8 protein-coding genes are annotated in these 12,682 nt (G+C 71.1%); 3 read left to right on the forward strand and 5 right to left on the reverse strand.

What is annotated here, in order from left to right:
* Window positions 1–10: 10 nt before the first annotated feature.
* The 5 genes from ACLVWQ_RS29160 to ACLVWQ_RS29180 are packed head-to-tail and all read right to left on the reverse strand — an operon-like array spanning window position 11 to window position 7,224.
* Window positions 11–2,938, reverse strand: a complete 2,928-nt coding sequence (locus ACLVWQ_RS29160) for a glycoside hydrolase family 2 TIM barrel-domain containing protein (protein WP_414112191.1) — start codon at window positions 2,936–2,938, stop codon at window positions 11–13.
* Entirely contained in the window at window positions 2,938–3,837 is a 900-nt protein-coding gene (locus ACLVWQ_RS29165; protein ID WP_414112192.1) for a carbohydrate ABC transporter permease, read from the reverse strand. The genes ACLVWQ_RS29160 and ACLVWQ_RS29165 overlap by 1 nt, the downstream gene beginning before the upstream one ends.
* Window positions 3,838–3,851: 14 nt before the next feature.
* Window positions 3,852–4,814 (reverse strand): carbohydrate ABC transporter permease, encoded by a 963-nt coding sequence (locus tag ACLVWQ_RS29170; RefSeq protein WP_414112193.1) that lies wholly within the window; start codon window positions 4,812–4,814, stop codon window positions 3,852–3,854.
* Window positions 4,814–6,100 carry an extracellular solute-binding protein gene (locus ACLVWQ_RS29175; RefSeq protein ID WP_414112194.1) on the reverse strand — a complete coding sequence of 429 codons (1,287 nt, stop codon included), beginning with the start codon at window positions 6,098–6,100 and terminating at the stop codon, window positions 4,814–4,816. The genes ACLVWQ_RS29170 and ACLVWQ_RS29175 overlap by 1 nt, the downstream gene beginning before the upstream one ends.
* Window positions 6,101–6,150: 50 nt before the next feature.
* The gene (locus tag ACLVWQ_RS29180) at window positions 6,151–7,224 is read right to left on the reverse strand and encodes a carbohydrate kinase family protein (protein ID WP_414112195.1); all 1,074 of its coding nucleotides are present in this window, start codon (window positions 7,222–7,224) and stop codon (window positions 6,151–6,153) included.
* A gap of 147 nt (window positions 7,225–7,371) precedes the next feature.
* Between ACLVWQ_RS29180 and ACLVWQ_RS29185 the strand changes: the two genes are divergently transcribed.
* From ACLVWQ_RS29185 to ACLVWQ_RS29195, 3 genes are all read left to right on the forward strand, one after another.
* Entirely contained in the window at window positions 7,372–8,121 is a 750-nt protein-coding gene (locus ACLVWQ_RS29185) for a DeoR/GlpR family DNA-binding transcription regulator (RefSeq protein ID WP_414112196.1), read from the forward strand.
* A gap of 64 nt (window positions 8,122–8,185) precedes the next feature.
* Window positions 8,186–9,523 (forward strand): 6-phospho-beta-glucosidase, encoded by a 1,338-nt coding sequence (locus ACLVWQ_RS29190; RefSeq protein WP_414112197.1) that lies wholly within the window; start codon window positions 8,186–8,188, stop codon window positions 9,521–9,523.
* Window positions 9,524–9,610: 87 nt separating this feature from the next.
* The gene (locus ACLVWQ_RS29195) at window positions 9,611–12,679 is read left to right on the forward strand and encodes an alpha-mannosidase (RefSeq protein WP_414112198.1); all 3,069 of its coding nucleotides are present in this window, start codon (window positions 9,611–9,613) and stop codon (window positions 12,677–12,679) included.
* Window positions 12,680–12,682: the final 3 nt, after the last annotated feature.

A 12,682-nucleotide genomic window follows, 5' to 3' on the forward strand; every position in this document is an offset into this window, starting at 1 on the left:
GGCCCGTGGCTCACAGCACGCGCAGCGTCCACTCCCACCGGTGGACGCCCGCCGCGACGAGGTACCGCGCCGAGGTGTCGGGCCCGCACGACGCCGTGCCCAGTCCCCGGTGCGCCGCGTCGAGGTGCACGACGCAGCCCGGCCGCGGGACCAGCTCGTCGTGGTGGGCGGCGGCCGCCAGGTCCTCCGCCCGGTACCGGTTGACGGAGACCTGCGCGGGCGCACCGAGCTCCACGGTCAGCCCGGTGGCGTCCGGCGCCGACAGCGTGAACCGGCGCACCCCGTGCCGGCCCCCGCTCTCCTGCGGCCGCAGATACGGGGTGAACAGCTCGTCCACCGCCAGCGAGTGGTGCCCCACGGGCGCCCCGGCACCCCGGTCCGGGTAGGACTCCCAGGGGCCCTGCCCGTACCAGTCCAGGACGTCGAGCCCCGGAACCGTCTCGAAGACCGTGCCGACCCTCGCCACGTCGTCGAGCCCCGCCGGCAGCTCGGCCGACTCCTCGATCCGGAGGCCGCCGGTGACGGGGGTGAACACCTGCTCGTGGCGGACGGGCCCGGCGCCGGTCGCGTACTCGCTGCGTACGACGACCCGGGTGCCCTCCTCACACACCTCCACGACCTTGCGTACGAGCGCGTCGAGACCCCAGTCGTGCCAGCGGGCCGCCATGCCGCCCAGCTCGTCGTTGTCGGTGGGCGCCCGCCACAGGGAGAGCACCGGCGCGGACGTCAGCAGCGGGTGGCGCAGCAGCGCGTCCTCGTCAAGAGCGACGGCCGGACCCGCGGCGGGCTCCGGCGCGTGGACGACGGGCGCGCTCAGCCGCACCTGCGGCACACACACCTCCGTGCCGAGCGGCGCCCACGCCTCGTCGTCCGCGGTCGTGACCCGCAGCGTCAACCAGGCCTCACCGGCGGCGGGTTCGGGCAGCGGGAACGGCAGCGGCACGGCCGCCGACTCGCCGGGCCCCACCGACGGCAGCCGGGCGGGCAGGCTCCGCGGGGCCGAGGTGCCGTCCGCGAGCACCAGGCGCCACTCGGCCGCCAGCCACTCCAGGCCCCGGAAGTGCTGCCGGTTGTGGATCCGGAGCACCCCGTCGTCGTACGTGAGGCGGACCGGGCCCGCGATCTCCCGGTGCTCGTACATCACGGGCTTGGGGGTCCGGTCCGGGAACACCACACCGTCGGCGATGAAAGCCCCGTCGTGGATCGTCTCGCCGAAGTCGCCGCCGTACGCCCAGCGGTGGCCGGGTGCGGGGACCCCGTTGTCGTACAGTCCGGCGCCGCCGCGGCCGACCGGTCGTCCGTCGTTCACACGCTGGAGGATGCCGTGGTCCCAGAACTCCCAGATGAAGCCGCCCTGAAGGCCCGGGGTGGACTCGATGGCGGCCCAGGTGTCGGCGAGCGTGCCGTTGCTGTTGCCCATCGCGTGCGAGTACTCGCACTGGATGAGCGGCTTGGTCTGCTCGCCCGACAGCGCGTGCGCGACACAGTCCTCGATCGGCGCGTACATGGGGCAGGTGATGTCGGACGCGAGCCCCTCGTCCGCCCAGCCCGTCCTGGCGGCTCCCTCGTACTGGATCGGGCGGGTCGGGTCGTGGCGCCGTACCCAGCCCGCCGCCGCGTCGTGGTTCGCGCCGTAGTCGGACTCGTTGCCCAGTGACCAGACGATGACCGACGGGTGGTTCTTGTCGCGCAGGACCATGCGGGAGACCCGGTCCACGAACGCGGCCAGGTAGCGCGGGTCGTCGGCGATCTCGTGGGCGTGGTCGTGCGACTCGATGTTCGCCTCGTCCACGACGTACAGGCCCAGCTCGTCCGCGAGGTCGTACAGCGCCGGGTCGTTGGGGTAGTGGGAGGTGCGGACCGCGTTGAAGCCGAACCGCTTGAGGACGGTCAGGTCCGCGCGCATGTCGTCCGCCGTGACCGTGCGCCCGGTCAGCGGATGGAAGTCGTGCCGGTTCACCCCCCGGATGTAGACGCGTTCGCCGTTGACCAGCAGGTCCCGGCCGACGATCTCGACGTCCCGGAAACCGGTCCGGTGCTGCGAGGTGTCGGCCACCGAACCGTCGGCCCGGTGCAGCCGCACGGTCAGGTCGTACAGCTCGGGGGTCTCGGCCGTCCACGGGCGCACGTCCGGCACGGTCGCCCGCAGCCGGGCCTGGCCGAGGAAGTCGGACACCCGCATGTCCTCGGCGTTGAGCCGGTCGAACTCGGTGTCCTGGACGAGGAGTTGGCCGTCCAGCGCGGCAGTGACGTACCAGCCCTCGGGCAGCGGCCCCGCGGCGTCGCGCACCGTGCAGTCCACCCTCAGTCGGCCGTCCCGCCGGGCGCGCACGGTCACGTCGGCCAGATGCAGCGGGTCGGTGGCGTACAGCAGCACCGAGCGGGTGATCCCGGCGTGCCACCACTGGTCCTGGTCCTCGATGTGCGTGGCGTCGGACCACTTGACCACGGTGAACCGTACGGTGGCCGGGTCCCCGGCGCGTACCACCTCGGACAGGTCGAACTCGGCCGCCAGGTGGGAGTCCTTGGAGATGCCGACCGGCCGGCCGTTCACATGGACGAGCAGCACGCTCTCGGCCGCGCCGACCTGGAGGACGATCCGGCGCCCCGCCCACTCGGCGGGGACGTCGACGGACCGCTCGTAGACGCCCGTCGGGTTGACGGCGGGCGAGTGCGGCGGGAACTCGCCCCACGGCATCCGGACGTTGGTGTACTGGGGCAGGTCGTCGGCGCTCTGCATGGTCCACGCGCCGGGCACGTCGACGAGGGTCCACTCGCCCGAGCAGCCGGTGGGGGAGGGCAGCAGCTGGAAGTGCCAGGAGCCGTCCAGCGACAGCGCGCCGGAGCGCCGGTCCACCGCGTTCATCGGCAGCCGCCGCCAGGAGGTCGTCTCCGGTGACTCCCAGGGGCGCAGGGAGATCAGGTGGTCGCGTCCCATCAGCGGATGGCTCCCTTGCCGAGGTCGGCGATGATCTGCTTGGCGCCGATCGCGAAGACGATCAGCAGGGGGATCAGGGCCAGTACCGCACCCGTCATGACCATCCCGTAGTCCGTGGTGCCGTGGACCCCGTTGAGCTGGGACAGGGCGACCTGCAACGTCACGTTGTCCGGGTCGGTCAGCGCGATCAGCGGCCAGGCGTAGTCGTTCCACTGGCCCATGAACGTGAAGATGCCGAGGAAGGCGAGCCCGGGGCGGACCACGGGCAGCGCCACATGCCAGTACTGGCGCAGGAAGCTCGCCCCGTCGATCTTCGAGGCGTCGAGCAGCTCGTCGTGGATCGCGCTCTTCATGTACTGCCGCATCCAGAAGATGCCGAACGCGTTCGCGGCGGCCGGCACGATCAGCGCGGTCATCGAGCCGATCCAGCCCAGCTTCGCCATGATGACGAACTGCGGGATGGCCGCGAGCTGCGCCGGCACCATGAAGATCGCCATCATCGCCGCGAACAGCACCCGCCTGCCCGGGAACTCGAACTTCGCGAAGACGAACGCGGCCAGCGAGTCGAAGAACAGGACGAGGAAGGTCACGGACACGGCGACGAGCAGCGAGTTGGCCATCGACCCGAAGAAGTCGACGCTGTCGAAGAGCTTGCTCAGGTTGTCGCCGAAGTGCGAGCCGGGCAGCAGCTTCGGCGGGTAGGAGAAGATCTCGGTCGACGTGTGCGTCGCCATGATCACGGCCCAGTAGAACGGGAACGCGGAGAGCAGCACGCCGAGGACGAGGGAGACATGGAGGGTGAGGCCCCTGCGCGCGGTGCCCCGGATACGCCCGGCCCCGCGGGGCTCGGCCGGGGGCGGCCCGGTGGGGGCGGGCTCGGTCTGTGTGGTGGTTGCCATGGTGACGGGCCTCCCTAGTCTTCGCCCCGGCGCTGCACCAGGCGCCAGTTGATGATCGAGAAGATGACCACGACGAGGAAGATGCCCCAGGCCACGGCGGCGCCGTAACCGAAGTCGTTGTTGTCGAAGGTCTGCTGGAAGAAGTAGAGGACCATCGTCCGGCCCGCGTGGTCGGGACCGCCCGAGAACGTCGACTCGTTGGCCGTGGACTGCAGCAGCACCTGCGGTTCGGAGAAGCTCTGCAGTCCGGTGACGGTCGAGATGACGAGCACGAACAGCAGCACGGGGCGCATCAGGGGCAGCGTGATCCGGAAGAACGTCTGCACGGGCCCGGCGCCGTCCATGCGCGCCGCCTCGTACAGCTCGCCGGGGATGGTCTGGAGTCCGGCGAGGAAGATGATCGCGTTGTAGCCGGTCCACTGCCAGGTCATCAGGGTGGCGATGGCGACCTTGATGCCCCACGGGGTGTTCAGCCAGGCCACCTGGTCCAGGCCGACCGCCTGCAACAGGGCGTTCACCAGGCCGAAGTTGGTGGAGAAGACCGAGCCGAAGATGATCGCGACGGCCACCACCGAGGTGACGTTGGGCAGGAAGAACGCGAAGCGGTACACGTTCTTGAAGCGGACCGCCGAGTTGAGCATCACGGCCGTCACCATCGCCAGGAAGATCATGGGGAAGGTGGCGAGCGCCCAGATGATCAGCGTGTTGCCGATCGAGCTCCAGAAGTCGGTGTCGGTCAGCAGATAGCGGTACTGCGAGAGCCCGGCGTACTCCATCGAGCCGAGGCCGTCCCACCGGTGGAACGACAGATAGAGGGAGAAGCCGACCGGGATCAGGCCGAAGGCGAGGAAGAGGAGGTAGAAGGGCGAGATCGCGGCGTACAGACGCCAGTGGCTCAGGACGCTCTTCCCCGGGTGGACGGAGGGCGGTCCGGCGACGGGGGCCGGGGGCTTGTCGACTATGGGGGCGGTGGCCATCAGTGGCTCACCCCCAGGTGGTCCGCGATGCGCCGGCACTTGCTCATGGCGTCCTTCCAGGCCGTGTCGGGGTTCTTGCCGAGGACGCCGACGTTCTTGATCTCGTCCTTGACCGGCTGCCCGAGTGCGACGTCGTACGGGCTGTTGAAGGCCACCGGGATCTTCTCCGCGGCCGGGCCGTAGACGTCCATCGTGATCTGGTCGCCGAAGAACGGGTCGCTCTCGCGGAGCTTCGCCAGTTCGTACGAGGCGGGCGTGGACGGGAAGAGTCCGGCGTCCATGAAGCCCTGGGCCTGGTTGGCGGGGTTCAGCAGCCAGGTGATGATCTCGAAGGCCTTCTCGGGTTCACGGCACGCCTTGGTGATCGCGAGGAACGAGCCGCCGACGTTCGAGGGGCCGCCGGGACAGTTCGCCACCCGCCATCTGCCCTTGGTCTTCGGGTACTGCAGTTTGAGGTCGCCCGCCGCCCACGAGGCGTTGAGCTGACTGGGCAGCTTGCCGCTCTCCGTGGCGGAGATCGAGTCCGGCGTGCCGCTCACGATGCTGGAGACGATGCCGCGCCGCTTGGCCTCCACGGCCCGGTCCCAGGCGGCGCGCACATGGGCCTCGGCACCGATGAAGTGCCGGTCCTCGTCGACGTACCGCCGGGTGCTCTGTCCGATCGACATCTCGAAGACGCTGGTGATGTCGGTCAGGATGAACGTGCCGGGGACGCGCTTCCTGAGCTGCTCGCCCGCTGTGAAGAACTGGTCCCAGGTGCCCATCTCCCGCGAGACGTCCGCCGGTTCGTACGCCAGGCCCGCCTTCTCGTAGACGGCGGGCTGGTAGAACTGCACGACCGGTCCCACGTCGATGGGGAAGCCGACGAGGCTGCCGTCGGGGGCGATGCCCTGCCGCCACTTCCAGTCCAGGTACTGGCTCTTGAGCCGGTCGGCGCCGAGGGTGCGCAGATCCACGAACTGGTCGGCGTTCGGCAGGTACGAGGCCATGTCCTCGCCCTTGAGCCCCGCGATGTCGGGGACATGGGCCTGGCCGGTCATCGTGGTGATGAGCTTGGAGCGGTAGTAGCCGCCGATCTGGATCGCCTTCAGGTCGACGGCGCTGTCGTAGCGTGCCCTGGCCTTCTTGACGACGGTGTCGCTCAGGCCGCCGCTCCAGTACCACAGGACCATGTTCCGGCCCGTCGAGCCGGTCGGTACGGCGCAGCCGGACGTCAGGCCGCCGAGCGCCGTCGCGGCCGTGCCGGCCAGCCCCGCGCGGAGCAGGCCCCTTCGTGAGAGCCGCACAGCTCCCACCGCCTTTCGGATGTGTTCGGTCTCGTGTCGAGGGAGACCGGTCAGGGCTTACCGGTCAGCGGTGACCGGTCGGGGGAGGTCGGGAACGCCGTGGGGGCGGGCGGAGTCACCGGTGCGTGGGGGAGCGGCGGGCCGGGGTCGGCGGGCATGCGGTCGGCCAGGAAGCCGTACACGCGCCGCAGTCCGGGGTCGTCGAGCGAGCTCCACCACTGGTGGACGCCGTACCAGCCGGGCGCGGCCAGGGCCCCGCCGTGGCGCCGTACGGACAGTCCGGCGGCCAGCACCGCGAAGCGCAGCCGCTCCTCCAGGGGCCAGCCCTGGAGCGAGGCCGCGACGAAACTGGCGCCGAAGACGTCCCCGGCGCCTGTCGCGTCCAGGACGTCGGTGGCCAGGGCGGGCACGTCGGCGTACTCGCCCGTGCTCTGGTCGACGGCGAGCGCGCCGGAGCCGCCGCGGGTGACCACGGCCACCGGCACCAGCTCGGAGAGCTCGGACAGCGCGTCGGCCGCGGTGTCGGTGCGGGTGTACGCCATCGCCTCGGTGTCGTTGGGGAGGAACGCGTGACACAGGGCGAGCTGGTCGAGGAGGTCCGAGGACCACTGCTGCGTGGGGTCCCAGCCGACGTCCGCGTAGATCTTCGTGTCGTTCGCGGCCGCCTTCGCGAGCCACGCACGGGGCTCGGCCTCCAGGTGCACCAGGGCTGTGCGCGCGGCGGGCGGGTCGCCCATCAGCGCGTCCTGCGAGAACGGGGGTTCCTGGCCGTGGGTGACCAGGGCCCGGTCGTGGCCGTACGCGATCGAGACGGTGACCGGGGTGTGCCAGCCCTCAGCGGTGCGGGAGAGCGAGAGGTCGATGTGCTCCTGCCCGGCGAGGACCTCACGGCAGTACGCGCCGTAGTAGTCGTCGCCGAAGACAGCGGCCAGGGAGGTCCTGAGGCCGTAGCGGGCCGCGGCCACGGCGAGGTTCGCGATCCCGCCGGGACTCGTGCCCATCCCCTCGGTCCAGATCTCCTCGCCGGGGGTCGGCGGCCTGTCCAGACCGGTCAGGACGAGGTCGTAGAAGAGCAGCCCGGTCAGCAGCACATCGGGCCGCGCGTCGGGCCGTTCGTCACCCACGAGCGCATCCTCTCGTCAAAACTCTTCACATCGATGCACGGAATCGTGTTTCGGTGGACAGGATCGTGCGCGCCTCGGGCCATTTTGGCAAGAGTTGAGCAGAACAGAGCATGGAAATGATTGAGAATGACGAGTACTGTTCATCGCGTGCTGGCAGAGCGACGACATCAACTCATCCTGCGGGCCCTGCGCTCCGGTGGCCCCGCGGCCGTGACCGACCTTTCGGAGCAGCTCGGCGTGAGCCCCGCCACGGTCCGGCGCGACCTGCTCAAACTGGAGGAGGAGGGACTGCTCACCCGCGTCCACGGCGGGGCGGTCGCCGAGGAGGGCGACCAGCCCTTCGCCGAGGTCGCCGAGGTGCGGGTGACCGAGAAGGACGCGATAGCGCGGCGCGCGGCGGCCCTCGTCGAGGACGGCCAGTCCGTGCTGCTCGACATCGGCACCACCGCCTACCGGCTGGCCCGGCAGCTGCACGGCCGCCGGATCACCGTGATCACCAGCAACCTCGTGGTCTACGAGGAGCTGGTCGACGACGAGGCGATCGAGCTGGTGCTGCTCGGGGGCATGGTCCGCCGCGAGTACCGCTCGCTGGTCGGCTTCCTCACCGAGGACAACCTGCGCCAGCTGCACGCCGACTGGCTCTTCCTGGGCACCAGTGGAGTACGGCCGCAGGGGCAGGTGATGGACACGACCGTCGTCGAGGTGCCGGTGAAGCGCGCCATGATCAAGGCGGCCGACCGGGTCGCCCTGCTCGCCGACCGCGCCAAGTTCCCGGGTACGGGGATGGCGATGGTCTGCGGGCCCGAGGAACTGGACGTGGTGGTGACCGACGGACCGGCGGACGCCGGGACGCGGGCCGCCCTGGAAGAGGCGGGTGTGCGCGTGGTGCTGACGTGACCGGCGCGCACGGGAGCCCCATGGTGGCGCCCAGCACCCCGAGGAACAGCGAAAGGGCAGTTGCGTGAAGCTGACGATTCTGGGCGGCGGCGGATTCCGCGTGCCGCTCGTGTACGGGGCACTCCTCGGGGACCGCGGTGAGGGCCGCGTCACCGACGTCGTCCTGCACGACCTGGACCCGGGACGGCTCTCCGCCGTCGCCCGCGTCCTCGCCGAGCAGGCGGCGGGCATCCCGGACGCACCCGCCGTGCGGGCCACCACGGATCTCGACGAGGCGCTGCGCGGCGCCGACTTCGTCTTCTCCGCGATCCGGGTCGGCGGCCTCGAAGGCCGCGCCGCCGACGAACAGGTCGCCCTCGACCACGGCGTCCTCGGCCAGGAGACGGTCGGCGCCGGAGGCATCGCGTACGGCCTGCGCACCGTGCCCGTCGCCGTCGACATCGCCCGGCGGGTGGCCCGCCTCGCGCCGGACGCCTGGCTCATCAACTTCACCAACCCGGCGGGCCTGGTCACCGAGGCCATGTCCCGCCACCTCGGCGACCGGGTCATCGGCATCTGCGACTCACCGGTCGGACTCGGCCGCCGGATCGCCCGGGTGCTGGGCGCGAAGCCGCGCGAGGCCTGGATCGACTACGTGGGCCTCAACCACCTCGGCTGGGTCCGCGGACTGCGCATCGACGGACGCGACGAACTCCCGCGGCTGCTCGCCGACCCCGACCTCCTCGGCTCCTTCGAGGAGGGCAAGCTCTTCGGCACCGACTGGCTCCGATCGCTCGGCGCGATCCCGAACGAGTACCTGCACTACTACTACTTCAACCGCGAGACCGTCCGCGCCTACAGCCGGGCGGAGAAGACCCGCGGCGCGTTCCTGCGCGACCAGCAGGCCCGTTTCTACGCGGAGATGAGCAGCCCGGACAGCCCGGCCCTCACCGCCTGGGACCGGACGCGCGCCGAGCGCGAGACCACGTACATGTCCGAGAACCGGGAGACGGCCGGGGCGGGCGAGCGCGAGGCCGACGACCTCTCCGGCGGCTACGAGAAGGTGGCGCTGGCCCTGATGCGGGCCATCGCCCGGGACGAGCGCACCACCCTCATCCTCAACGTCCGCAACCAGGGGACCCTCTCCGTGCTCGATACGGACGCCGTCATAGAGGTGCCCTGCCATGTCGACGCCAACGGCGCGCACCCGGTCGCCGTGGCCCCGCTGCCCGACCACGCGACCGGCCTGGTGTGCGCGGTGAAGGCGGTGGAGCGCGAGGTGCTCGCCGCCGCGGAGTCGGGCTCGCGCGCCACCGCCGTGAAGGCCTTCGCGCTGCACCCGCTGGTCGACTCGGTGAACGTCGCCCGCGATCTGGTCGACGGCTACACCGCGGTCCATCCTGGTCTGGCCTACCTCAGGTAGGCAGCCGTCCCGGCCCCGCCGCCTTCGGCTGGTTCTGCCCGCTGCTCCCCGCCCGCCCCGCCGGTCCTCGCTACTTGGAGACTTTTCATGCACGACGAACGTCAGCGCATCGAGGAGCGCGTCAAGCGCCTTCACGACCAGCGCGTCAAGGCCGCGGTCTACGCCGCCGCCGTGCCCTTCGAGGTCGAGGCCTGGCAGGCGCCGGGGGAGCCCGTCCCCTTCGAGGAGGCGGCGGCCGCCCCGTACGCGCCCTTCGCGACGGACACCCCCTGGGGCCCGCCCTGGGGCACCACCTGGTTCCGGATGCGCGGGCAGGTGCCCGCCGAGTGGGCGGGCCGGCGCGTCGAGGCGGTCATCGACCTCGGCTTCGTCGGCGACTGGCCGGGCAACCAGGCCGAGGCGCTCGTCCACCTCACCGACGGCACCCCGCTGAAGGCGGTCAACCCGCTCAACCAGTACGTGGCGATCGCCAACCCCGCCACCGGCGGCGAGCAGGTCGACTACCTGGTGGAGGCGGCCTCCAACCCGGACATCCTCGCCGACGACTTCGCGAGGACCACGCCGTTCGGTGACAAGCTCACCGCGGGCGACCAGCCCCTCTACACCTTCCGGCGCGCCGACCTCGCCGTCCTCGACGAGGAGGTCTGGCACCTCGACCTGGACCTCCAGGTGCTGCGTGAGCTGATGCTGGAGCTGGGCGAGCACGACCCCCGCCGGCACGAGATCACCCACACCCTGGACCGGGCGCTGGACCTGCTGGACCTCGACGACGTGTCCGGTTCGGCGGCGGACGTCCGGGCCGCGCTGAAGCCCGCGCTGGCCAAGCCCGCGAGCGCCAGTGCCCACATCGTCTCCGGCGTCGGGCACGCGCACATCGACTCCGCCTGGCTCTGGCCGATCCGCGAGACCAAGCGCAAGACGTCCCGCACGTTCTCCAACGTCACCTCGCTCGCCGAGGAGTACGACGAGCTGGTCTTCGCCTGCTCACAGGCCCAGCAGTACGAGTGGGTGCGCGACAACCACCCGAAGATCTGGGCCCGTATCCAGGAGTCGGTCAAGAAGGGCCAGTGGGCGCCGGTCGGCGGCATGTGGGTCGAGGCCGACGGCAACCTGCCCGGCGGCGAGGCCGTCGCCCGGCAGCTGATCCACGGCAAGCGGTTCTTCATCGAGCACTTCGGCGTCGAGACGAAGGGCGTGTGGCTGCCGGACTCCTTCGGCTACACCGCGGCCTACCCGCAACTCGCCAAGCTGGCGGGCAACGAGTGGTTCCTCACCCAGAAGATCTCCTGGAACCAGACCAACAAGTTCCCGCACCACACCTTCTGGTGGGAGGGCATCGACGGCACGCGCATCTTCACGCACTTCCCGCCGGTCGACACCTACAACGCCAGTTTCAGCGGCGAGGAGATGGCCCTGGCCTCCCGCAACTTCCGTGAGAAGGGCGTCGCCACGCGTTCGCTGGCCCCCTTCGGCCACGGCGACGGCGGTGGCGGCCCCACCCGCGAGATCATGGAACGGGCGCGCAGGCTGGCCGACCTGGAAGGCTCACCGAAGGTCGTCGTCGAACACCCCGACGCGTTCTTCGCCAAGGCCCGCGAGGAGTACCCGGACGCGCCGGTCTGGGTCGGCGAGCTCTACCTGGAGCTGCACCGCGCCACCTACACCTCGCAGGCCCGCACCAAGCAGGGCAACCGCCGCAGCGAACACCGGCTCCGCGAGGCGGAGTTGTGGGCCACGACGGCCGCGCTGCACGCGCCCGGCTACCGCTACCCGCAGGAGAGGCTCGACCGGCTCTGGAAGACGGTCCTGCTCCACCAGTTCCACGACATCCTGCCGGGCTCCTCGATCGCCTGGGTGCACCGCGAGGCGGAGGCCGAGTACGCGCGCGTCGCCGTGGAGGTCGAGGCGCTGACCGCCGAGGCGGTCGACGCGCTCGGCACCGGCGCCACCCGCGTCTTCAACACCAGCCCGGTCGAGCGCCGGGAGGTCGTACGCACCGCCGACGGCGCCCTGGCCCACACGGTCGTCCCCGCGAACGGCAGCGCGCCCCTGGGCACCGGCAAGGACACCGACGGCGCCGGAGCACCCCTCCCGGTGACGGTCACCGGGCGCGTCCTCGACAACGGCCTGGTGCGCGTCGAGGTCGCCGAGGACGGCACCCTGTCCTCCGTACGCGATCTGCGGGCCGGCGGCCGTGAGGTCCTCGCGGGACAGGGCAACCTGCTCCGGCTGCACACGGACCTCCCCAACTACTGGGACGCCTGGGACGTCGACAAGCACTACAAGAACCGCTACACGGATCTGCTGGACACCGAGTCCGTGACGGTGGCCGAGGACGACCCGCTGCTCGGGGCGATCCGGGTCGAGCGCTCCTTCGGCAACGGCTCGCGCGTCACCCAGACGATCACCCTGCGCGCCGGCAGCCCCCGTATCGACTTCGAGACCGACATCGACTGGCACGAGGCCGAGAAGTTCCTCAAGGCGGGCTTCCCGGTGGACATCAGGGCCGCGCACTCGTCCGCCGAGATCGCGTTCGGGCACATCCAGCGGCCCACGCACACCAACACCACCTGGGAGTCGGCCCGCTTCGAGGTCTCCGGCCACCGCTGGGTCCACCTCGGTGAACCCGGCTACGGCGTGGCGGTCATCAACGACTCCACCTACGGCCACGACGTCTCCCGCACGGTCCGCGAGGACGGCGGTACGACGACCACGGTCCGGCTCAGCCTGGTCCGCGCCCCGCGCGTCCCGGACCCGGGGGCCGACCAGGGCAGGCACCGCTTCACGTACGCGCTGCTGCCGGGCGCGACCATCGGGGACGCGGTCGCCGAGGGCTACGCGCTCAACCTGCCGCTGCGGCTGGCGGACTCCGCGGGCACGCCCGAACCGGTCGTCTCCGTGGACGGCGAGGGCGTGACCGTCGAAGCCGTCAAGATCGCCGACGACGCCTCGGGCGATGTCGTCGTACGGCTCTACGAGTCGCGCGGCGGCCGTGCGCAGGGCACCCTGCGCACGAGTTTCCCCCTGGCGGGCGCCCAGCTCACCGATCTCCTGGAACGCCCGCTGACGACGGTGGACACGGCCGGCAACAGCGTGCCCGTCACCCTGCGCCCCTTCGAGATCCAGACCCTGCGGCTGGCCGTGGGGGAGAGGTAGGAG

Origin of the sequence: Streptomyces sp. CWNU-52B, assembly GCF_047444975.1 — a bacterium.
GTDB lineage: Bacteria > Actinomycetota > Actinomycetes > Streptomycetales > Streptomycetaceae > Streptomyces.

What these genes read in the sequence shown, in the direction of transcription:
- ACLVWQ_RS29160 (WP_414112191.1), bottom strand. Translation starts at nt 2,938, where the DNA reads ATGGGACGCGACCACCTGATCTCCCTGCGCCCCTGGGAGTCACCGGAG.
- ACLVWQ_RS29165 (WP_414112192.1), bottom strand. Translation starts at nt 3,837, where the DNA reads ATGGCAACCACCACACAGACCGAGCCCGCCCCCACCGGGCCGCCCCCG.
- ACLVWQ_RS29170 (WP_414112193.1), bottom strand. Translation starts at nt 4,814, where the DNA reads ATGGCCACCGCCCCCATAGTCGACAAGCCCCCGGCCCCCGTCGCCGGA.
- ACLVWQ_RS29195 (WP_414112198.1), top strand. Translation starts at nt 9,611, where the DNA reads ATGCACGACGAACGTCAGCGCATCGAGGAGCGCGTCAAGCGCCTTCAC.